General features: G+C 67.3%; 17 protein-coding genes and 1 pseudogene. 9 read left to right on the top strand and 9 right to left on the bottom strand.

What is annotated here, in order from left to right:
• Positions 1–4: 4 nt before the first annotated feature.
• From EV675_RS28900 to rplM, 6 genes are all read right to left on the bottom strand, one after another.
• Positions 5–1,957 carry an ATP-binding cassette domain-containing protein gene (locus tag EV675_RS28900; RefSeq protein WP_130362120.1) on the bottom strand — a complete coding sequence of 651 codons (1,953 nt, stop codon included), beginning with the start codon at positions 1,955–1,957 and terminating at the stop codon, positions 5–7.
• A gap of 135 nt (positions 1,958–2,092) precedes the next feature.
• Positions 2,093–2,461, bottom strand: a complete 369-nt coding sequence (erpA, locus tag EV675_RS28895) for an iron-sulfur cluster insertion protein ErpA (protein WP_130362119.1) — start codon at positions 2,459–2,461, stop codon at positions 2,093–2,095.
• A 200-nt stretch (positions 2,462–2,661) separates the two neighbouring features.
• Positions 2,662–3,462 (bottom strand): DUF6776 family protein, encoded by an 801-nt coding sequence (locus EV675_RS28890; protein WP_130362118.1) that lies wholly within the window; start codon positions 3,460–3,462, stop codon positions 2,662–2,664.
• Positions 3,462–4,520, bottom strand: coding sequence for an N-acetyl-gamma-glutamyl-phosphate reductase (gene argC, locus EV675_RS28885; RefSeq protein ID WP_130362117.1), 1,059 nt, complete (start codon positions 4,518–4,520; stop codon positions 3,462–3,464). Before argC ends, EV675_RS28890 begins: the two co-directional genes overlap by 1 nt.
• 215 nt (positions 4,521–4,735) lie before the next feature.
• Positions 4,736–5,128, bottom strand: coding sequence for a 30S ribosomal protein S9 (rpsI, locus tag EV675_RS28880; RefSeq protein ID WP_124691110.1), 393 nt, complete (start codon positions 5,126–5,128; stop codon positions 4,736–4,738).
• A gap of 10 nt (positions 5,129–5,138) precedes the next feature.
• Positions 5,139–5,567, bottom strand: a complete 429-nt coding sequence (gene rplM, locus EV675_RS28875) for a 50S ribosomal protein L13 (RefSeq protein ID WP_130362116.1) — start codon at positions 5,565–5,567, stop codon at positions 5,139–5,141.
• Positions 5,568–5,915: 348 nt separating this feature from the next.
• On the opposite strand from rplM, the gene EV675_RS28870 reads away from it, so the two are divergent.
• On the top strand, positions 5,916–6,347 hold the full coding sequence (locus EV675_RS28870) for a DUF4168 domain-containing protein (protein WP_165404829.1): 432 nt from the start codon (positions 5,916–5,918) through the stop codon (positions 6,345–6,347).
• A gap of 846 nt (positions 6,348–7,193) precedes the next feature.
• A complete protein-coding gene (locus tag EV675_RS28865) occupies positions 7,194–7,619 on the top strand; it encodes an OsmC family protein (RefSeq protein ID WP_130362114.1) in 426 nt (141 codons plus the stop codon).
• A gap of 6 nt (positions 7,620–7,625) precedes the next feature.
• On the opposite strand, the gene coq7 is transcribed toward EV675_RS28865, so the two are convergent.
• Positions 7,626–8,312, bottom strand: a complete 687-nt coding sequence (gene coq7 / locus EV675_RS28860; protein WP_130362113.1) for a 2-polyprenyl-3-methyl-6-methoxy-1,4-benzoquinone monooxygenase — start codon at positions 8,310–8,312, stop codon at positions 7,626–7,628.
• A 202-nt stretch (positions 8,313–8,514) separates the two neighbouring features.
• Between coq7 and EV675_RS28855 the strand changes: the two genes are divergently transcribed.
• Both EV675_RS28855 and EV675_RS28850 read left to right on the top strand, forming a co-directional pair.
• Positions 8,515–9,558 carry a porin gene (locus tag EV675_RS28855; protein ID WP_165404828.1) on the top strand — a complete coding sequence of 348 codons (1,044 nt, stop codon included), beginning with the start codon at positions 8,515–8,517 and terminating at the stop codon, positions 9,556–9,558.
• Positions 9,559–9,899: 341 nt separating this feature from the next.
• Positions 9,900–10,925, top strand: coding sequence for a porin (locus EV675_RS28850; RefSeq protein ID WP_130362111.1), 1,026 nt, complete (start codon positions 9,900–9,902; stop codon positions 10,923–10,925).
• 111 nt (positions 10,926–11,036) lie between these two features.
• Here the strand turns inward: EV675_RS28850 and EV675_RS28845 are convergent, their stop codons facing one another.
• Positions 11,037–11,942 (bottom strand): LysR family transcriptional regulator, encoded by a 906-nt coding sequence (locus EV675_RS28845; protein ID WP_130362110.1) that lies wholly within the window; start codon positions 11,940–11,942, stop codon positions 11,037–11,039.
• Between the two features lie 110 nt (positions 11,943–12,052).
• Between EV675_RS28845 and EV675_RS28840 the strand changes: the two genes are divergently transcribed.
• The 5 genes from EV675_RS28840 (at position 12,053) to EV675_RS28820 (ending at position 20,271) form a co-directional block, all read left to right on the top strand.
• Positions 12,053–13,039 carry a tripartite tricarboxylate transporter substrate binding protein gene (locus EV675_RS28840; protein WP_130362109.1) on the top strand — a complete coding sequence of 329 codons (987 nt, stop codon included), beginning with the start codon at positions 12,053–12,055 and terminating at the stop codon, positions 13,037–13,039.
• 32 nt (positions 13,040–13,071) lie between these two features.
• Positions 13,072–14,304, top strand: a complete 1,233-nt coding sequence (locus EV675_RS28835; RefSeq protein ID WP_130362108.1) for a flavin-dependent oxidoreductase — start codon at positions 13,072–13,074, stop codon at positions 14,302–14,304.
• A gap of 150 nt (positions 14,305–14,454) precedes the next feature.
• On the top strand, positions 14,455–15,951 hold the full coding sequence (locus EV675_RS28830; protein WP_130362107.1) for an efflux transporter outer membrane subunit: 1,497 nt from the start codon (positions 14,455–14,457) through the stop codon (positions 15,949–15,951).
• A gap of 73 nt (positions 15,952–16,024) precedes the next feature.
• Positions 16,025–17,164 carry an efflux RND transporter periplasmic adaptor subunit gene (locus EV675_RS28825; RefSeq protein WP_242621650.1) on the top strand — a complete coding sequence of 380 codons (1,140 nt, stop codon included), beginning with the start codon at positions 16,025–16,027 and terminating at the stop codon, positions 17,162–17,164.
• A gap of 11 nt (positions 17,165–17,175) precedes the next feature.
• Positions 17,176–20,271, top strand: a complete 3,096-nt coding sequence (locus EV675_RS28820) for an efflux RND transporter permease subunit (RefSeq protein ID WP_130362106.1) — start codon at positions 17,176–17,178, stop codon at positions 20,269–20,271.
• 26 nt (positions 20,272–20,297) lie between these two features.
• Here EV675_RS28820 and EV675_RS28815 read toward each other — a convergent pair.
• Positions 20,298–21,237, bottom strand: a pseudogene (locus EV675_RS28815) (integrase core domain-containing protein).
• Between the last annotated feature and the right edge of the window lie 77 nt (positions 21,238–21,314).

Here is a 21,314-nt window from a genome sequence, read left to right as displayed (position 1 = left end):
CGGGTCAGCCCCGTTTGCTTTCCAGCAGTTCCCAGCGTTCGAGCCTGGCCATGAGCTCGTCCTCGATCGCCGCCAGGCGCTGCTGGATGGCGGTCGCGCCAGCCGGATCGTCCCGGTAGATCATGCCGTCGGCCAGCTTCCCGTTCAGTTCCTGCTGCTCGGCCTCGAGCGTCGCGATGGCATCGGGCAGGCCTTCCAGTTCCTTCGCTTCCCAGGAACTCAGGCGCGAACGGGCCGGCTTGGCCGGCGCGGCCTTCTCGGTTGCGGTTTTCTCCGGCGCGGGCGGGGCGGACTCGTCGCGAACGACCTCCCGCGCGGGCCTGGCCGCGGCCGACCGGGCCTCCTCCACCCTGGCGCGCTGCGTCGCCCAATCGTCGTAGCCGCCCACGTAGTCGCGCCAGCGCGCGTCGCCCTCGTAGGCGATGGTCTGCGTCACGACATTGTCCAGGAACATACGGTCGTGGCTGACCAGGAAGACCGTGCCCGAGTAGTCCTGCAGCAACTCCTCCAGCAACTCCAGCGTCTCGATGTCGAGGTCGTTGGTGGGCTCGTCCAGCACCAGCACGTTGGCCGGCCGCGCGAACAAGCGCGCCAGCAGCAGCCGGGCACGCTCGCCGCCCGACAGGCTCTTGACCGGCGAACGCGCCCGCTCGGGCGCGAACAGGAAGTCGCCCAGGTAGCTCATCACGTGCTTGCGCTGGCCGTTGATCTCTATCCACTCGCTGCCCGGGCTGATGACGTCGGCCAGCGCCATGTCCTCGTCCAGTTGGCTGCGCATCTGGTCGAAGTAGGCCACCGACAGGTTGGTGCCCTGCCTGACCGAGCCCGAGTCGGGCGCCAGTTCGCCCAGGATGAGCTTGAGCAGCGTGGTCTTGCCCGCGCCGTTGGGGCCGATCAGGCCGATGCGGTCGCCGCGCATGACCGTGGTCGAGAACGACCGGATGACGGCCTTGTCGCCGAACGATTTGGACACATCGGTCAGCTCGGCCACCAGCTTGCCCGACCGCTGTCCCTCGGCCACGTCGATGGTGACCTTGCCCATACGCTCGCGCCGCTCGGCCCGTTGCAGGCGCAGTTGCTCCAGCCGCTTGACCCGCCCGACGCTGCGCGTGCGGCGTGCTTCGACGCCCTTGCGTATCCACACCTCTTCCTGGGCCAGAAGCTTGTCGAAGCGCGCCTGCTCCAGCCGCTCGGCCTCCAGCATCTCGGCCTTGCGCGTCTGGTAGGTGGAGAAGGATCCGGGAAAACTGGCGAGCTCGCCGCGATCGAGTTCGACGATGCGGGTGGCCACCGCATCCAGGAAACGGCGGTCGTGGGTGATGAAGACGATGCTGCCGGGAAACGCTTTCAGCAGTTCCTCGAGCCAGGCGATGGCCTGGAAATCCAGGTGGTTGGTCGGCTCGTCCAGCAGCAGCAGGTCGGGATCGCCCAGCAGTGCCCGGGCCAGCGCCACCCGCTTGCGCGTGCCGCCGGACAGCCCCGCCACCGGCGCGTCGGCGGGCAGGTTCAGCCGGGCCAGCGTGGCCTCGACCCGTGCCTGCACCGTCCAGCCGTCGTGCGCCTCCAGGTCCGCCTGCAGGGATTGCAGCCGGGCCAGCAGCGCATCGTGGTCGGCCCCGCCGGCGGCCTCCGCCAGGTCATGGGTCAGGCGCTGGTAGGCGCGCAGCAGGTCGCGCCCCTTGGCCAGGCCCTCGCTGACGGCATCGAACACCGTACCGGACTCGTCGAACACCGGCTCCTGCTCCACCGTGGCGACCTTCAGCCCGTCCTGGCGCGAGATGAGGCCGTCATCGGGCAGCGAACGGCCGTCCAGCAGCTTGAGCAGCGAGGACTTGCCGGTGCCGTTGCGGCCGATCAGCCCGACCCGCTCGCCGGCCTCCACCGAAAAGCTGGCGCGATGCAGGAGCGGGACGTGGCCGTAGGCCAGTTCGATGTCGGTCAGAGCGATGAGGGCCATGAAGCGCGCCGGGCGGGCCGGTCAGAAACGGTGGGACGGAAACGAAAAAAGCGCCCTGGCTTGCGCGAGGGCGCCCTGGAGGAAAGGACGGAGCGGGCGGCGCAGCCCCGTGGGGCTGCCGCCCGGCGCCTGGGCCTAGACCGAGAACGACGACCCGCAGCCGCAGGTGGACGTGGCGTTCGGGTTCTTGATGACGAATTGCGCGCCTTCCAGGCCTTCCTTGTAGTCGATCTCGGCACCGACCAGGTACTGGAAGCTCATGGAGTCGATCAGCAGTTGCACGCCGTTCTTGTCCAGTTGCGTGTCGTCCTCGTTGACGTCTTCATCGAAGGTGAAGCCGTACTGGAAGCCGGAACAGCCCCCGCCCTGCACGAACACGCGCAGCTTGAGCGCCGAATTGCCTTCTTCATCGATCAGCTCCTTGACCTTGGCGGCCGCCGCATCGGTGAAGACGAGGCCCATCGGCGGGGCTTCGAGGCTGGCTTGTTCGACTGCTGCGTTCATGACTGCTCCTTGCCTGCGCGCAGACACGGCCCGTGCCGCGCATGCGCTGTAAATCGTCTGGTTAATGGGTAATTCAACCGCTATTGGCGCCTGATTTCAACCCTGGCGCCGCCAGGGATACTTCGGGCGACGCCTGGCCGCCCTGTCGGCGGCCACACCGTTTAGATGGGGGTGCGCCGCCAAGGTTCAAGCCCGCCGCCTCAGGCCGGCAGGTTGATGGTGCTTTGCGAGCGCACCACGCCTCCTTCGACCACACGCACGGTAACACTGCGCACCACGAAACCGGCGGGGACCGCGAGCGACCCCTCGGCGCGCTGGTACTGCCGGAACCGCAGGGCCAGCGGATCGGCGGCCGGCAGGGCCACCGGCGCCGCCTCCCCCGCCAGCGCCTCGGTCGGCACCGAGAACGGATGCAGGTCCAGCGTGGTGGCGGTGCCCGCGCGTACACCGGACGCCGAGAACTGCAGGCGTCCGCTGAATTCGCCCGAGGGCCGCCCGCCGCGCATCAGCAGCACCCGGTAGCGCAACAGTTCGCCCTGCCGCTCCAGCTCCGCGGAACGGATGTTGACCTGGGCCTGGCGCGGATCCATGGGAATGAGCTGGTCGAAGAAGGCCAGGTCATTGCGCATGTCGCCCATTTCCTTCTGCGCGGCCCGCAAATCGGCCGCGAACTGGTCCTTGGCCGCGCGTTCGATCTCGAGGCGGCTTTCCGCGGCGGCGAGGCTGCCCTGCAAGCGCTCGTTGTCGGCGATCAGGCGCTGGTGCTCGGCACGCAATTGCGCCAGTTCGGACGCCGAGATCTGCGGCCCGCCGAACACCCGCCGCGCCGACTCGTACAGCCCCGTTCCCATGGCTGCGCCCAGCGCCAGCAACAGCACCAGGACCACGATCCGCCACGGCGAGGCGGCCGGCAGCCCCGTCCCGTCGGTACGCGCACCCGCCGCCGCGCCACGCCGCAACCTGCGCGGCACCAACGCCGGAAACAGCGGCCGGCGCTTCATCAGGGCAGCACCGCCACCTGGCCGAGCCCGGCATCCTCGGGCAACCCGAACATCAGATTCATGTTCTGCACGGCCTGGCCGGATGCGCCCTTCACCAGGTTGTCCTGCACCACCAGCACGACCAGCTGGTCGCCGTTGCCGGGACGGTGGACGGCGATCCGTATCATGTTGGAGGCGCGCACCGAGCGAGTCTCGGGCGTGCTGCCCACAGGCATCACGTCGACGAAAGGCTCATCGGCGTAGCGCTGCTCGAACAGCTTCTGGAAATCGACGTCGCGCGCCTTCGGGTCGATGCGGGCGTAGATGGTCGAGTGCATGCCGCGCACCATGGGCGTCAGGTGCGGCACGAAGGTCAGCCCCACCGGTCCGCCGTGCAGCGTCTGCAGATGCTCGACGATCTCGGGATGATGGCGATGGCCCGACACGCCATAGGCCTTGAAGTTGTCGCTGGCTTCCGAGAACAGGATGTGCAGCTCGGCCTTACGCCCGGCCCCGGTCACGCCCGACTTGCAATCGGCGATGAGCGTGGACGCGTCCACCAGCGGCGACGCGCCGGCCCGGCCTTCCAGCAGCGGCGCCAGGCCCAGCAGCACGGTGGTCGGATAGCAGCCGGGATTGCCCACGACCCGCGCGCCGCGGATCTTCTCGCGATTCAGCTCGACCAGGCCGTAGACCGACTCGCGCAGCACGTCGGGGCAGGCGTGTGGCATCTTGTACCACTTCTCGAACGAGGCCAGGTCCTGCAGGCGGAAATCGGCGGCCAGGTCGATGATCTTGACGCCGGCGGCCAGCAGTTCCTGCGCCTGCGCCATGGCCACGCCATGGGGCGTCGCGAAGAACACCACGTCGCACTCGGTCAGCCGTGCCTTGTCGGGCGAGGAGAACGCCAGGTCCACCTTGCCGCGCAGGTTGGTGTACATGTCGGCCACCGGCATGCCGTCTTCCTTGCGCGAGGTGATCGCCGCCAGCTCCGCGTTCGGGTGCTGCGACAACAGGCGCAGCAGTTCCACGCCGGTGTAGCCCGTGCCGCCGACGATACCTACCTTGATCTTGGCCATTGCAATCTCCTGGAGTCCCTGCGCTTCCCGGCCCGGGAAAGCGGGACGGTGCCCTGCGACATGTGATGAATAAGAATACCCCACGCTCGGCAGCATCGATGTGACGCCCCTCGGGGCGCACGCCGTTCGAAGCGAAAAAAAGGCCGCATCGCTGCGGCCTTTCTTGTCTCGCCCGCCGGCCGGAGCCGGAACGGGACGAGGGGGATCGAAGCCGATCAGCGCTTGCTGAACTGCTTGCGACGTCGCGCCTTGTGCAGACCGACCTTCTTGCGCTCGACCTCGCGGGCATCGCGGGTGACGAAGCCGGCTTGCGACAGCGCGGGCTTGAGCGTCGCGTCGTAGTCGATCAGCGCACGGGTGATGCCGTGGCGCACCGCGCCGGCCTGCCCCGTCACGCCACCACCGTTGACGTTGACGTGAAAGTCGAAGCTTTCCAGGTGGCCGGTCAGTTCCAGCGGCTGGCGAACGATCATGCGGCCGGTCTCGCGAGCGAAGTACTCGTCGACGGGCTTGCCGTTGACGGTGATCTTGCCCGAGCCTTTCTTCAGGAACACACGCGCCACCGAGGTCTTGCGGCGGCCGGTTCCATAATTCCAGTTACCGATCATGCGCGGCTCCTCAGATGTCCAGCAGCTTGGGCTGCTGGGCGGTGTGCGGATGTTCGGATCCTGCGTACACCTTCAGCTTCTTGATCATGGCGTAGCCCAGGGGACCCTTGGGCAGCATGCCCTTGACGGCCTTCTGGATCGCACGACCAGGAAAACGCTGCTGCATCTTCAGGAACGTGGTTTCGGTGATACCGCCGGGATAGCCCGAGTGGCGGTAGTAGCGCTTGTCCTGCGCCTTGTTGCCGGTAACGACGATATCGGCGGCGTTGATGATGACGATGTAGTCGCCGGTATCGACGTGAGGCGTGAATTCAGGCTTGTGTTTACCGCGCAAACGGTGTGCGACTTCGCTGGCCACACGACCTAGGACTTTGCCCTTGGCGTCAATCACGTACCAGTCACGCGTCACTTCATGCGGTTTCGCAACGAAGGTTTTCATGATGATCTCTGTGACATATCTGGTGCCCGTAAAGCCCCCTGTGGGCTTTCTGACGGCCTGTCACCCCGATCCCGCCCCGGCATTGTGAACTGCAGGTACGGAAAAAGGGCAAGCGGAAGATGGTAACCCGGATCGACCCGGGAAGTCAAAGACCGCGTGCCGGCGCGCCGCGGCGGCACGCGCCCCGCCCGGCGTACCTGTAACGATATCCGACGCCATCCCCCGCTTCCCCTGTGATGCCCTGCCCGCGCTTCATGCTTTGATAAACATCCATACATAAGAATAGATCCCGGCGCGGCGTAAGGGCAGACACTAGTCCGCTCACAGAGCCCTATGGAGATCCGTCCGATGAAAACGATCAAGACGATGCTGGCCGCCGGTGCCGTGGCCGCGGGACTGGCCGCCTGCGCGGCTCCCCAGCGCGACATGCCCACCCAGCAGGCTTCGGCGATGTCGCCGCAATCGGTCACCGACGACCAGCTGCAGCGCTTCGCCAACGCGGCCAGGAAGGTGAACGCCATCTCGCCGGCCACCGGAGCGGCCGCCTCCAGCACGCCGACGGGCGAGCCCACCAACGCCACCTTCGACGAAGCCAACGGCCGCAAGGCCCAGGCGGTCTGGAGCGAAGGCCTGACCGTGCGGGAATTCAACGCCATCAACGCGGCCGTCCAGCAGGACCCCGCCCTGATGCAGCGCTATGGCGCGCTGATGCAGGGTGGCGCCGGCTCGACCGGGGGCGGCTATGGCGGCTCAACGGGCGGCGGCACGATGATGCGCTGATCCTGGCCGAGGCAAAAAAAAGCCCGAAGCCTTGCGGCTTCGGGCTAATCCACCAAAGGAGGAGGGTGGAGGAGACACCGGTGGATGGGCTTTGCGGGGCTATCCGACGATGCCGAGAGGCCCGAGGCCGTGTCGACATACAAAGCGACATCCGTTGAACCCATTATAGGGAAGCGGTTTGTGCGTTGCAAGAAGTTTTTTTGCCTGCTCACCACAATACGGTTTCAAATTTCAACAGGCAAAAATTCCTTTTATATCAATAGATTAAATCCTAATTTAGCGTCGCCCTGCTCTTCTTTTCCTTCTCTTTTCCGGCCAAACGGTCAGACTCGACCCTATCCTCGCTCGGCTTTTTCCGCTTGTTTTGCCGCACAGCAACAAGGAGCGGGCAAAAAAAAGCCCGAAGCCTTGCGGCTTCGGGCTAATCCACCAAAGGAGGAGGGTGGAGGAGACACCGGTGAATGAGCTTTGCGGGGCTATCCGACGATGCCGAGGGGCCCTGGGCCGTGTCGACATACAAAGCGTCATCCGTTGGGTCAATTATAGAGAGATGTTTTGTGCGATGCAAGAACCTCCTAGGGTTGTTGCCTACGTACAAAAACCGATGCGGCTGCGGACAAAAAATTCCTTTCCGATCAATGACTTACTTACAAACCATCCCATCGCTCCGCAACGTCATCGACGAAAAATCGGGACTGCGGGCGGCTTGACCGGGGGGCGCGACCATTTGTCGCAGTTTTCGCTGCATCGCAGCATCATCAGACCATGCAAGCACCGCGAAACCCGCCTCCCACCCGCTATCATCGTGCTGATTCGCCAACTTTCTATCGCAGCACGAGGAATATCATGGAATGCATCGTAAGCTGGGGCGGCCCCCAGGGCATGCTGTTTACTGCCCAGACGGGCAGCGGGCACGTCGCGGTCATGGACGGCGCCCCGGACGGCGGAGGCAACAATCTCGCGCCCCGGCCGATGGAACTGGTGCTGGCCGGCACCGGCGGCTGCACGGCCTACGACGTCGTCCTCATCCTGAAGCGCGGCCGCCACGCCGTGCGCGGCTGCACGGTGGCGCTCAAGGCCGAGCGGGCAGACACGGATCCCAAGGTCTTCACCAAGATCCATTTCGCCTTCACGGTCACGGGCAAGAACCTTCCGTCCGCCGCAGTGGAACGGGCGGTGCAGCTTTCCCACGAAAAGTATTGCTCGGCCTCGGCCATGCTGGAAAAAACCGCGCAACTGACCTGGTCGGTGGAGATCGTCGAAGCCGACTGACGCGGCTCAGAGGTAATAGGCGGTGGAGGTCATGACCTTGGACCCGCACCGCATCGCCGCCCGCACCGGCGCGGGCAGCTCGACGCCGCCCCGCTGCTCCGCCGTCACCCGGTGCTGGCGCTCGTCGGCGGCCATGCGTTCGACGATGGCGCGCGAGCGCGCATCATTGGCCGGCAGCGTGCCCAGGTGTCCGTCCAGGTGGCGCTCCACCTGCCGCTCGGTTTCCGCCATGAACCCCAGGTTCCAGGCCTCGCCCGCCTTGCCCGCCAGCATGCCCAGCCCGAAAGCCCCCGCATACCAGAGCGGGTTCAACAGGCTGGAGTGCGAACGCAGTTCGCGCAGGCGGTCGTCCAGCCAGGCCAGGTGATCGGTCTCCTCGGCCGCCGCGTCCAGGAACACCTGGCGCGTATCCGGCTTGTCGCAGACCAGCGCCTGCCCCCGGTACAGGGCCTGGGCGCAGACTTCCCCCACGTGATTGACCCGCATCAGGCCGGCGGCGTGCTTGCGCTCGGACTCCGTCAATTCGGTGCCGGCGGCCTCTTCGGCCGAGCCGTCGGCGGCCGCGGACAGGCGGCCCGCCGGATTCGCACGCTGCGCCGATACCGAGCCCGTCAGCACGCGCACGGCGCGATCCGCCTCGGATAACACCCGATCCAGCAGGGAAATACGGCGAAAGGATGCGGTTCCCGACATTTGCGACCTCCGGTCCGGACACGGCCGGACTGCGACACGAACAGATTCCAGTATAGGCAATCGCCGATCCGTTGTTCTTGAACAACGTCCGGCGCGACGCAACCCCGCTGTCATTTTCGCCTCATGTTGGATCGTCATCCTCTCGTCCGAGCACCTGAGCAACATCCTCGTGCCCCATCACAAATCCATCTGGAGTTCTCAATTGAAAAAGACCCTCATCGCCGCCGCGCTGCTGGCTGGCTTCGTCGGCACCGCGCAAGCCCAGAGCGTGACGCTGTACGGTATCGTCGACATGGGATTCATGAACAGCAAGCAGGACGGCCAATCCGCCGTCAACGGGCTGGAAAGCGGCATCGCCGGCAGCTCGCGCTTCGGCCTGCGTGGTGTGGAAGACCTGGGCAACGGCCTGAAGGCCAACTTCCAGCTGGAAAGCGGCTTCAAGGCCGACACCGGCATCCAGAGCGCCAGCGGCCAGCTGTTCGACCGCGCCGCATGGGTGGGCGTGTCGGGCAACTTCGGCGAGGTCCGCCTGGGCCGCCAGGATACCCTGGGCTTCAACTGGTTCCGCGGCGCCATCAACCCCTTCGGCAACGCCTACTCGCAAGCCCAGAGCAAGACCGTCTTCAACGTGAACGGCGTGGATGACCGCGTCAGCAACAGCGCGTTCTACCTGTCGCCCAAGTTCAGCGGCTTCCAGGTCGGCGCCGGCTACAGCTTCAACGCCAACGCCAGCGAAACCGCCGGCAACGACGCCGACAACTCGGTCTACTCGCTGGGTCTGCGCTACCAGAACGGCCCCCTGCTGGCCGTCCTGACCTACGAACAGAAGAACGCCGCCGACCAGGCCCCGGGTTCGGGCGTGGGCGGTTCCGACCTGAAGAACATCCAGCTGGGCGCCACCTACGACTTCGGCATGGCCAAGCTGCACGCCGGCTACGGCCGCCTGCAGAACTCGGGCTACAAGTCGAGCGCCGAGAAGGAAAACTCGTACCTGCTGGGCGTGACCGTGCCGTTCGGCGCGCATTCGGTGTTCGCCACCTACCAGCGCAACGACAACGCCAACATCAACGCCGGCCGCGCCGACAAGTCCATCAACGGCTACGCCATCGGCTACAACTACACGCTGTCCAAGCGCACCACGATCTACGCGCTGTTCAACCAGTACACCGACGTGATCGTCCGCGCGGACAACAAGGCCCTGGGCGACAAGCGCGAAATCGCCATCGGCCTGCAGCACAAGTTCTAAGCCTGTTCCCCCTGGGCCGGGAGGCATCCCGGCTTATGTATCGAAGTGCTTACTTCAGCAGTGAGTGTTTTCCCGTCTTCGGCCCGGCCGAAGACGGGCTTTTTCGTTGGATTTTTGCGGAAAAACAACGAAAGCCGTAAGAATAAGTAAAAACCCGGCCCTCATTAGCCTCCACACTTGGTAGTAACCCGCATTCTTTGCTGCAATATGACCAACTTCCTACCAGGAAGCACTGGTTTTCCCGCGGCAAACGGATACCCGACGATGGATCCGCGCATTCCATCCGGCGCCTCGCACCCCCCGAGTGCCGCGACAGCCAGATCAATCATGGAGATGTACGAATGAAAAAGACCCTGATCGCTGCCGCCGTTCTGGCTGGCATGGCTGGTACCGCGCACGCGCAAAGCTCGGTCACCCTGTACGGCATCATGGATATGGGCTACCTGTATTCCAAGACCGAAGGCACGAAGGCCCGCAACGCGCTGGACAGCGGCCTGCAGAGCGAATCCCGCTTCGGCCTGCGCGGCTCGGAAGACCTGGGCAACGGCCTGAAGGCCAACTTCCTGCTGGAAGCCGGCATCAACGCCGACGACGGCACCTCGTCGCAGTCGGGTCTGTTCAACCGCCAATCGTGGGTGGGCCTGTCGTCCAACACGCTGGGTGAGATCCGCCTGGGCCGCCAGTTCATCCTGGGCTCGCAATTCTTCACCAACATCGATCCGTTCGGCACGACCTTCCGCCAGGCCGGCATGGGCTCGACCTTCATCGCCGCCAACCAGGTCCGCAACAGCAACAGCGTGATGTACTTCACGCCGACCTGGAACGGCCTGCAAGGCGCCATCGGCTACAGCTTCAACCGTTCGACCAACGAAACCCCGGTCGCCGGCACCAACAACCGCGCCATCACCTCGGGCCTGCGCTACGCCAACGGCCCCATCGAAGTCGCCCTGACCTACGACCAGGTCGAGCCCTCGACCGGCGGCAACGTCGGCCGTTCGACCCAGTTGGGCGGTACCTATGACTTCGGCGTGGTCAAGCTGCATGCCGCCGTCGCCGACCAGCGCAACGTCGCGGTCAACGTTGGCGACATCCCGGGCTGGAACGGCCGCTTCGCCAAGAAGACCCTGTCGTACATGGTCGGCGCGTCGGCTCCCGTCGGCACCGGCTCGCTGTTCGGTTCGTACCAGAAGGCCAAGGACTGGGACATCGAAGGCTTCAGCGTCGGCTACACCTACCCGCTGTCGCGTCGTACCAACGCCTACGCCTTCTTCAGCAACATGGACAACGTTGGTCACTACGGCAGCGCCGTCACGACCGGCGACAAGACCACCCGCCAGTTCGGCGTCGGCCTGCGTCACATGTTCTAAGTCGGCGGCGGGAGCGCCTCGCGCTCCCGCAAGCGCCCAGAACCCCCTGGGCGTGCGCTGGAAAAAACCCGGACCGGAAACGGCCCGGGTTTTTCTTTTTCGGGAAGCGCCCTACCCGCCCCGCACCGCGCGGGGAATGGAACGCTTCAAGAGGTCGCAGAAATCGTCGGCGCACGGCGGCAGCTTGCGCCCCCGGTCGCGCAACTCGTAGAACTCCAGCTCGACCAAGGGCGAGCCCAGCGGCTCGAGCCGGATGCCGCGCCCCCGGCAGGCGGGGACGGCGGTCGACGGCAGGATGGCGATGCCGCGCCCGGCCTCGGCCAGGCCGATCTGGGTTTCGATGAAATTGACCACGAAGCGCGGCGGCGCCTCATGGCCGACCAGGGCCAGGTTCTTGTCGATCAACTGCTGCAGGGGATTGTCGAAAGGCAGGTTGATGAAGGGCTCGCCCGCCAGCGCGCTCCACGAGCGGGGCGACCGCGCCAGTTGGAACCGTGGCGCGGCGCTGGCCGCCACCAGCGAAAAATGGAACAGCGGCTGGCGCAGCAGGCCCGGCGCCGCCTTGATGAACATGCCCAGCCCGACGTCCAGGTGCCCCGCGCGCACCATGCTGGACACCGAAGGCAGGTCGGTGTCCACGATGGTCAACCGCACGCCCGGATGACGCTGCTCGAAGGCCGCCACGACCGGGGGCAGCAGGTAGGAGCAGGTCAGCGGCGGCGCGCCGACCGACAGCGTGGTATTGGCGCGCTGCGCCGACCGCCCCACCTGCTCGACGATCTCTTCGATCCGCCTGACGTTCTGCTCGGCCACGGCGCGGAACTCGGCGCCGAACTGCGTCAGCGTGACCTGCCGCGTGGTGCGGTCGAACAGGCGAAAACCCAGCTGCCCTTCCAGCTCCCGGATCATCAGGCTCAGGCCCGACTGGGCGATGTGCAGTTGTTCGGCCGCTCGGGAAAAATTCCGCTGCTGGGCCAGCAGCAGGAAGGCCTTGAGCTGGCGGTGGGAAATGTTCATCTCGGTGCATTGATGCAGATATCTGATCAATTCATACTTTATTCATATTTCACGCGCGTATAAAGCTCGTATTGAATGGCGATCGTTCCTGTCCCACCAGAGAGGTCGATATGCCCACCCGTCGCTGCATCTCCCGTCGCTCGTTCTGTAGTGCCTGGCTGCTGGCGCTGGCCGCCTGCGCGGCCCACGCGGACGAGCCCTATCCCACGCGCCCCATCCGCATCATCGTGCCCTTCTCGGCCGGCGGCGGCATCGACGTGCTGGGCCGGACCATCGGCCAGAAACTGTCTGAGACCTGGCAATACGCCGCGGTGGTGGAAAACCGCCCCGGCGCCAGCGGCAACATCGGCACCGACCTGGCCGCGCGGGCCGCGCCCGACGGCTACACCTACCTGATGACGGCCAACACCATCATCATGACGCCGAGCTTCATGCAGGGCGTCACCTTCGATCCAGTGAAGGACTTCGCGCCGGTGATGCCCATCGCCATCGGCAGCCTCGCGCTGGTGACCCGCCCGGACTTCCCCGCCAAGTCGGTGCCCCAGTTGATCGAACTGGCCAGGAAGCAGCCGCACAAGCTCAACTACGGGTCGCCCGGTACCGGCACGCCGCATCACCTGGCCATGGAGCTGGTCAAGCAGCGCGCCGGCATCGACGTGGTCCACGTGCCCTACAAGGGCTCGGGCGGTCTGGTCAACGACGTGCTGTCGGGCCAGGTGGACCTGGCCTTCGTGCCCGTCCACCAGGCGCTGCAATTCGCCCGCGCCGGCAAGATGCAGATGCTGGCCGCCGGCGGCACGCGGCGCACCGCCGTGACGCCCGACATCCCGTCGCTGGCCGAGGCCTCGGGCATCGCCGACGTCGACGTCGACATGTGGTACGGCCTCTACCTGCCCGCCGGCACGCCGCCAGCCATCGTCGGCAAGGTGAACGCCGAGGTCGCGCGGATCCTGAAGATGCCGGACGTGCTCAAGAGCCTGTCCATGCAGGGGCTGCAGCCCAGCGGCGGCACGCCGGACGACCTGGCGCGGCTGACGCGCGACGACCTCCGGCGCTGGGCCGGCGTCATCCGGCAGGCCGGTCTTTCATCCCAATAGCAACGAATATCCCAACACCAAGAGGAGTCTTCATGGAAGTCATGATCGTGGGCGGCGGCATAGGCGGCCTGACCCTGGCGCTGTCGCTGCAGAAGGTGGGCATCGCCGCCCGGGTGTTCGAGGCGGCGCCGGCAATCCAGGCGCTGGGCGTGGGCGTGAGCCTGCTGCCGCACTCGACCCGGGTCCTGGGCGAGCTCGGCCTGAACGAGGCGCTGGCGCGAGTGGCCGTCACCACCACGACCACCACCTTCTTCAACCGCTTCGGACAGCACGTCTATTCCGAGTCGACCGGCCGGCAGGCGGGCTACGAGTGGCCGCAGTTCCAGGTCCACCGCGGCGACCTGCAAATGATCCTGCTGGAGGCCTGCCGCGAGCGCCTGGGTGCGGACCGCATCGTCGCGGGCCATCGCTGCACCGGCTTCACGCAGACGCCGGACGGCGTCACCGCCTCGTTCGTCGATCCCGCGGACAACCCTCTCGCGCCCCGCACGGCCGATGCGCTGATCGCCTGCGACGGCCTGCACTCGGTGATCCGCAAGCAACTGCATCCCGGCGAAGGCGAACCGGTCTATTCCGGCGTCAACATGTGGCGCGGCGTTACCCGCTGGAAGCCCTATTTCGACGGCGCCACCTATGTCCGCGGCGGCTGGCTGACGCCGGGCAAGATGGTCATCTACCCGATCCGCAACGCGCTCGACGCCGACGGGCTGCAACTGATCAACTGGGTGGCCGAGGTGACGACGCCCCGCTACGAACGCCGCGACTGGAATCGGCGCGGACGGCTCGAGGACTTCATCGGCGTCTTCGAGGACTGGCGCTTCGACTGGCTGGACGTGCCGGCGATGATCCGGGCCGCGGACACCCTGTTGGAATTTCCCATGGTGGACCAGGACCCGCTGCCCTGGTGGACGCAGGGCCGGGTCACCCTGCTGGGCGACGCGGCGCATCCCATGGTCCCGCGCGGCTCGAACGGCGCGGGCCAGGCCATCCTGGACGCGCGCGCCCTGGCCGCCGCGCTGGCCGCGGAACCGGACGTGCCGGCCGCGCTGGACCGTTATGAGACCGAACGCCGTCCGGCGACGACGAACATCGTGCTGACCAACCGCAAGACGCCGCCCGACGCCATCCTGAAGGAGGTCTACGAACGCACGGGCGACCGCCCCTTCCGGCACATCGACGACGTCATCAGCCAGGAGGAACTGGCCGCCATTTCCAACGGCTACAAGCGCGTGGCGGGCTACGACCTGGCCTCGCTGTCCCGCTAGGCCCGTGGGGCGGGTGCCCTGCCCGCCCCGTATCGAGAAATATTCTCGATATTCACGACTTCCTAATATCTTTTCGATTACGCTATCGAGTCGTCCATGCACCCTAACTGTGCGGACTGGCGGCGATCCCGCCGGCATCCGCCCTCCAGCATGCCTCTCGCTCGCGTCAAGTCCTTTGCTTCTTCATTGCCACGCCCCGGCCTGGGCGTGGTCCCGCTGCTGCTGGTTGCCGGCTGCAGCCTGCAACCGCCCGCGCCGTCCGTCCCGCTGGCCACGCCGGCCGGCTGGCAGGCCCCGCTGCCCCCCGCCGCCGGCCCCTCCCTGCCGCACCACTCCAGCCAACGGCGCCTGCTGGAATGGTGGCAACAAGCCGGCGACCCGGCGCTTCCCGGGCTGATCGAAGCCGCGCAGGCGGCCAGCCCGACCGTGGGCACCGCGCGCTCGCGCTTCCTGCAGGCCCGGGCCACCCGCGTATCGTCCGGCGCCGCCCTGGGACCCACGCTGGACGCCACGGCCCAGACCAGCCGCGGGTTCTCCCAGATCGCGGGGGGCGTCGCCACCCAGAACCAGGCCGGCCTGCAGGCCTCGTGGGAAATCGACCTGTTCGGCGCCAACTCGGCCACGCGCGACGCCGCCCAGGCCCGGCTGGAAGGCGCGCAGGCCCAGTGGCACGACGCGCGCATCTCGGTCGCCGCGGAAGTGGCCAACGAACTGAACAACTTCCGCAGTTGCCACCGCGAACTGGCCATCCAGGAATCGGACGCGGCCTCGCGCGCGGAAAGCTCGCGGCTGACCGACCTCGCCATGCGCGCGGGCTTCCAGTCCACCGCCAACGCCGCGCTGGCGCGCGCCAGCAGCGCCGAGGCCGCCGCCCGTGCCCGCCAGCAGCGCGCCGCGTGCGACATCAGCGTCAAGGCCCTGGTGGCGCTGACCGCGCTGGACGAACCGACGCTGCGCGACCGGCTGGCCGCTCCGGCGCGACCGCCGTCCGACACCCTGTTCGCCATCGACCACCTGCCCGCCGCCGTGCTGGCGCAGCGCCCCGACCTGTTCAACGCCGACCGCAACGTGGCGGCGGCCAGCGCCGAAGTCGGCAGCGCGCAGGCCAGGCGCTACCCGCGCCTGACCCTGGCCGGCAGCGTGGGCGCGGCCTCGTTCAGGGCACGCGGCGCGAACGTCGACGTCTCGACCTGGTCCATCGGCCCGCTGGCGGTCACGCTGCCGCTGTTCGACGGCGGCCGCCACCGCGCCGACATCGACGCCGCCCAGGCCCGCTACGACGAAGCCGTCACCCAGTACCGGGCCACGGCGCGCCAGGCCGTGCGCGAGGTGGAGCAAGCCCTGGTCAACCTGGAGAGCACGGCCGCGCGCACCACCGACGCGCGCGCCGCGGTCGAGGGCTACCAGGCCTCGTTCGAGGCCACCGAACAACGCTATCGCGGCGGCCTGGCCAGCCTGCTGGAGCTGGAGGAGTCGCGGCGCATGCTGCTGACGGCCCGCACCACCCAATCCGCCCTGGAACGCGAACGCATGGCGGCCTGGATCGCGCTGTACCGCGCGGCGGGTGGCGGCTGGAGCCAGGAAGCTCCCCTGCCGCCGGACACGCCGCCCGCGGCCTCCACCGCGCCGGCCACCCATCCCTCCTGACGGAACACCCCACGAACCGCATCGCCGCGGGGCCTCTCCAGGCCCCGGCCCCACCCCAACCATGATCCCGTCCATGCCGCTACGCCCTCTCATCGCCGCCGCCGTGCTCGGCGCCATCCTGGCCGGCGCCTTCCTCGCGCCCGCCCTGCGCGCCGCCGATACCGACGCCGCCCCGGCCGTCCGGCCGGCCCTGACCGTCACCGTCGCCCAGCCGCAGATGCAGTCCCTGCGCCTCGCCCTGCAGGCCAACGGCAACATCATGGCCTGGCAGGAAGCCAGCCTGGGCGCCGAGATCGGCGGCCTGCGCCTGCAGGACGTCCTGGTCAACGTGGGCGATACCGTCAAGGCCGGCCAGGTACTGGCCACCTTCGCCCAGGAAACCGTGCGCGCCGACATCGCCCAGGCCCGCGCCGCGCTGGCCGAGGCCGAGGCCAGCGCCGCCGAGGCGCGCGCCAACGCCGAGCGGGCCCAGTCCCTGAAGGCCTCCGGCGCGCTGAGCGAATCGCAGATCAACCAGTACGTGACCGGCGGCCAGACCGCCCAGGCGCGCGTGGAATCCGCCCGCGCCAGCCTGGCCGCGCAGGAGCTGCGCCTGAAATTCACGCAGGTGCGCGCGCCCGACAGCGGCGTCATCTCGTCGCGCACCGCCACGGTCGGAGCGGTCGTAAGCGCCGGCACCGAGCTCTTCCGCATGATCCGCAAGGGCCGCCTGGAATGGCGCGGCGAAGTCACTTCCGCCGAGGTCGGCCGCGTGCGCGTGGGCGACCCCGTCACCGTCGTCGCGGCCAGCGGCGAACGCCTGCGGGGCAAGGTCCGCACCGTCGGCCCCACGGTCGATCCGCAGACGCGCAACACCCTGGTCTACGTCGACCTGCCCGGCGCCGGCGCGTCCGGCTCCTCGGCCAAGGCCGGCATGTTCGCGCGCGGCGAGTTCGAACTGGGCGCGGCGCAGGGCCTGACCGTACCCCAACAGGCCGTCGTCATGCGCGAGGCCTTCAATTACGTATTCGTCGTGAGCGCCGACAACCGGGTGGCCCAGCGCAAGATCCAGGCCGGCCGGCGCGACGGCGACCGGGTCGAGGTCCTGGACGGCCTCGCGCCCACCGACCGCGTCGCCGTGCGCGGCGCCGGCTTTCTGACCGACGGCGACGTGGTGCGCGTGGTCGACACGCCCGCGCCCGCCGCCACCCCCGCCACCGCCGTGACGCGCTGAGAGCCGACGCGATGAACGTCTCGACCTGGTCCATACGCAACCCCATTCCGTCGGTCATGCTGTTCGTGCTGCTGACCTTCGCCGGCCTGCTGTCGTTCAGCGCCATGAAGGTGCAGAACTTCCCCGACATCGACCTGCCCATGGTCCTGGTCACGGCTTCGCTGCCCGGGGCCTCGCCCAGCCAGCTGGAGAACGACGTCGCCCGCAAGCTGGAGAACTCCATCGCCACCTTGCAGGGCCTCAAGCACGTCTACACCAAGATCCAGGACGGCAGCGTCAGCCTGACCGCCGAATTCGAACTCGAGAAGCCCCTGCAGGAAGCAGTGGATGACGTGCGCTCGGCCGTCTCGCGCGTGCGCGCCGACATGCCGGCCGACCTGCGCGACCCCATCATCAACAAGGTCGACCTGGCCGGCCAGCCCGTGCTGGCCTTCACCGTGCGCGCCTCCAGCATGGACGACGAGGCGCTGTCCTGGCTGGTCGACAACGACGTCGCCCGCAAGCTGCTGAACGTGCCGGGCGTGGGCGCGGTCAACCGCGTGGGCGGCGTGACACGCGAAGTGCGCATCGCGCTCGACCCCCAGCGCCTGCAGGCCCTGGGCGCCTCGGCCGCCGACATCTCGCGCCAGCTGCGCCAGGTGCAGCGCGAAAGCTCCGGCGGCCGCACCGACATCGGCGACTCCGAACAGCCCGTGCGCACCCTGGCCACCGTGGGCACCGCCGAAGAGCTCGCCAGCCTGCGGCTGGTCCTGAGCGACGGCCGGCCCATCCGGCTGTCCGACGTCGCCACCGTGACCGACACCATCGCCGAACGGCGCTCGGCCGCCCTGCTCGACGGCCAGCCGGTCGTCGGCTTCGAGGTGGCCCGCAGCCGCGGCGCCAGCGAACTCGACGTGGCCGCGGGCGTCCAGCGCGCGCTGGACGAACTCAAGGCCCAGCACGCCGACCTGCAGATCACCGAGTCCTTCAACTTCGTCACGCCGGTCCAGGAGGAATACGACGGCTCCATGCGCCTTCTGTACGAAGGCGCGCTGCTGGCGGTGCTGGTCGTCTGGCTGTTCCTGCGCGACTGGCGCGCCACGCTGATCTCCGCCGTCGCACTGCCGCTGTCCGTCATCCCCGCCTTCGCCGGCATGTACTTCCTGGGATTCTCGATCAACGTCATCACCCTGCTGGCGCTGTCCCTGGTCATCGGCATCCTGGTGGACGACGCCATCGTCGAGGTCGAGAACATCGTGCGCCACCTGCGCATGGGCAAGACCCCCTACCAGGCCGCCATGGAGGCCGCCGACGAAATCGGGCTGGCCGTGGTCGCCACCACCTTCACCCTGATCGCCGTCTTCCTGCCCACCGCCTTCATGAGCGGCGTGGCCGGGCGCTTCTTCAAGCAGTTCGGCTGGACCGCCTCGCTGGCCGTGTTCGCCTCGCTCATCGTCGCGCGCGTGCTGACCCCGATGATGGCCGCCTACCTGCTCAAACCCATCGTGCACGCGGGCAGGGAGCCGCGCTGGCTGCAGACCTACATGCGCTGGGTCGCCGCCTGCCTGCGCCACCGCTGGCTGACCGTGCTGGGCGCCGCCGTCTTCTTCATCCTGTCGATCGGCATGATCCCGCTGCTGCCCGCCGGCTTCATGCCCGCCGACGACAACTCCCAGACCCAGGTCGTGGTCGAACTGCCGCCCGGCTCCACCCTGGCCCAGACCCTGGACACCGCCGAACTCGTGCGCCTGCGGCTGGCCAAGGTCCCGCACGTGCGCAGCGTCTACACCACCATCGGCGGCGGCACCGCCGGCGGCGATCCCTTCTCCATGTCCGGCGTGGCCGAAGTCCGCAAGGCCACCCTGACCATCCAGCTCGACCCGCGCCAAGACCGGCCCAAGAAACAAGGCATCGAAGAGGAAATGCGCGCCGCCCTGGACGAGATCCCCGGCATGCGCAGCCGCGTCGGCCTGGGCGGCTCCAACAACAAATACGTGCTCGTGCTGACCGGCGACGACCCCGACGCGCTGAACCAGGCCGCCCTGGCCGTCTCCAAGGAACTGCGCACCATCCCGGGCCTGGGCAACATCTCGTCCACCGCCAGCCTGATCCGCCCCGAGATCGCCGTGCGCCCCGACTTCGCCCGCGCCGCCGACCTGGGCGTCACCAGCAGCGCCATCGCCGACACCCTGCGCATCGCCACCGTCGGCGACTACGACATCTCGCTGCCCAAGCTCAACCTGTCGCAGCGCCAGGTCCCCATCGTCGTGCGCCTGGACGAAGCCGCGCGCGAAAACCTGTCCCTGCTCGGCCGCCTGTCCGTGCCCGGCACCCGCGGCCCCGTCCTGCTCGAACAGGTCGCCACCCTGGACTTCTCGGCCGGACCGTCCGTCATCGACCGCTACGACCGCTCGCGCAACATCAACTTCGAGATCGAACTGGCCGGCATGGACCTGGGCGAAGTCGCCCAGCGCGTGGCCGACCTGCCCACCATCAAGAACCTGCCGCCCGGCGTGCGCCAGGCCACCGTGGGCGACGCCGAAGTCATGGGCGAATTGTTCCAGAGCTTCGGCCTGGCCATGCTGACCGGCGTGCTGTGCATCTACGTCGTGCTGGTGCTGCTGTTCAAGCACTTCCTGCACCCCGTCACCATCCTGGCCGCCCTGCCGCTATCGCTGGGGGGCGCCTTCGTCGGCCTGCTCATCGCGCACAAGAGCTTCTCCATGCCCTCGCTGATCGGCCTGGTCATGCTGATGGGCATCGCCACCAAGAACTCCATCCTGCTCGTCGAATACGCCATCCTGGCGCGGCGAGGACACCCCGCCACCGACGTGCGGCCGGCCGTGCCCGGCATGAGCCGCTGGGATGCCCTGATCGACGCCTGCCACAAACGGGCCCGGCCCATCATCATGACCACCATGGCGATGGGCGCCGGGATGCTGCCGATCGCGATCGGCTACGGAGCCGCGGACCCGAGCTTCCGGTCGCCGATGGCGATCGCGGTGCTGGGGGGGTTGATCACGTCCACGTTTTTGAGTTTGCTGGTGATACCGGTGGTGTTTTTGTTCGTGGATGATTTTGGGCAGTGGGTGGTGAGGTTGTTCCGGCGGGGGCAGACCGATGGGTAATCCCCCCATTTTTAACGGCTGTGGATTCAGACGGTCATGGCCAACCGCCATTTAGGGATAAAGCCGCTCAGGGCCATATTCGGGCGTTCGTGATTGTAGGACCACATCCAGTCGGTGGCGACGCGCTGGACGTGATCCAAGTCGTCCTGTGATATTGGGACAGCCATTCATAGAGAACGGTCCTGTTGAACCGCTCAACGTAGGCGTTTTGTTGTGGCTTCCCCGGCTGGATATATTCGAGCGTGATGCCCCATCGACCCGCCCATTCGACGATCGCTGCGCTCGGATATTCCGGGCCGTTGTCGCAACGTATCGCCAACGGCCGGCCACGCCAGCCGATGATCTGCTTGAGCGCACGGATCACGCGTTCGGATGGCAGCGAGAAGTCCATCGACCACACCTGGTTGAAGCCCGTCGGCACCGTCAACGGCTCGGGCGCCAGCCGCACCAGCCGCTTACGCGGCTTGATCCGCAGATTCAACTCAAGCTCGCGGTAGATCCGGTACACGCGCTTGTGATTCCATCCGTAGCCTCTGACATTGCGCAGGTACAGAAACACAGCCCGAAGCCCCAGTTGCGGTGATTGTCGGTCAGGCGCAGCAACCAAGTGGCAATCTCTTCGTTCTCGGCGTCGGCCTTGGCCACATATCGATAGCACGTCTGGCTGACCCGAAATGCTTGGCAGGCCGCCGGATCGATACGCTTCGCTCTTGCACGGCACGTTGGGCCATCTCGCGGCGGCGAGATGGCCTCACCACTTTTTTTCGAGCGCCTCCGACACGATCTCGGCCTTGAGCTTCTCTTCAATGTACATCTTGTGCAGCCGGGCGTTCTCGGCTTCCAGCTCCTTCATCCGCGCCATCAGCGACACATCCAGCCGCCGTACTTCGAACGCCACTCGTAGAACGTCGCCGAGCTGATGCCCAACACTCCGCACAGCTCCGGCACCGCCAATCCGGCTTCCACCCGTTTGATCGCCTCGATGATCTGGCTGTCCGTGAATCTCGACTTCTTCATGCTGTAGAACTCCTCGATGAGAAAAC

Source organism: Pigmentiphaga kullae (assembly GCF_004216695.1).
GTDB classification, from domain to species: domain Bacteria; phylum Pseudomonadota; class Gammaproteobacteria; order Burkholderiales; family Burkholderiaceae_B; genus Pigmentiphaga; species Pigmentiphaga kullae.
This window is presented reverse-complemented; position numbering and strand designations above follow the sequence as displayed.

Coding starts and splice junctions, on each gene's coding strand:
- EV675_RS28900 (WP_130362120.1), bottom strand. CDS start 1,957: ATGGCCCTCATCGCTCTGACCGACATCGAACTGGCCTACGGCCACGTC.
- erpA (WP_130362119.1), bottom strand. CDS start 2,461: ATGAACGCAGCAGTCGAACAAGCCAGCCTCGAAGCCCCGCCGATGGGC.
- EV675_RS28890 (WP_130362118.1), bottom strand. CDS start 3,462: ATGAAGCGCCGGCCGCTGTTTCCGGCGTTGGTGCCGCGCAGGTTGCGG.
- argC (WP_130362117.1), bottom strand. CDS start 4,520: ATGGCCAAGATCAAGGTAGGTATCGTCGGCGGCACGGGCTACACCGGC.
- rpsI (WP_124691110.1), bottom strand. CDS start 5,128: ATGATCGGTAACTGGAATTATGGAACCGGCCGCCGCAAGACCTCGGTG.
- rplM (WP_130362116.1), bottom strand. CDS start 5,567: ATGAAAACCTTCGTTGCGAAACCGCATGAAGTGACGCGTGACTGGTAC.
- EV675_RS28870 (WP_165404829.1), top strand. CDS start 5,916: ATGAAAACGATCAAGACGATGCTGGCCGCCGGTGCCGTGGCCGCGGGA.
- EV675_RS28865 (WP_130362114.1), top strand. CDS start 7,194: ATGGAATGCATCGTAAGCTGGGGCGGCCCCCAGGGCATGCTGTTTACT.
- coq7 (WP_130362113.1), bottom strand. CDS start 8,312: ATGTCGGGAACCGCATCCTTTCGCCGTATTTCCCTGCTGGATCGGGTG.
- EV675_RS28850 (WP_130362111.1), top strand. CDS start 9,900: ATGAAAAAGACCCTGATCGCTGCCGCCGTTCTGGCTGGCATGGCTGGT.
- EV675_RS28845 (WP_130362110.1), bottom strand. CDS start 11,942: ATGAACATTTCCCACCGCCAGCTCAAGGCCTTCCTGCTGCTGGCCCAG.
- EV675_RS28840 (WP_130362109.1), top strand. CDS start 12,053: ATGCCCACCCGTCGCTGCATCTCCCGTCGCTCGTTCTGTAGTGCCTGG.
- EV675_RS28835 (WP_130362108.1), top strand. CDS start 13,072: ATGGAAGTCATGATCGTGGGCGGCGGCATAGGCGGCCTGACCCTGGCG.
- EV675_RS28830 (WP_130362107.1), top strand. CDS start 14,455: ATGCCTCTCGCTCGCGTCAAGTCCTTTGCTTCTTCATTGCCACGCCCC.
- EV675_RS28825 (WP_242621650.1), top strand. CDS start 16,025: ATGCCGCTACGCCCTCTCATCGCCGCCGCCGTGCTCGGCGCCATCCTG.
- EV675_RS28820 (WP_130362106.1), top strand. CDS start 17,176: ATGAACGTCTCGACCTGGTCCATACGCAACCCCATTCCGTCGGTCATG.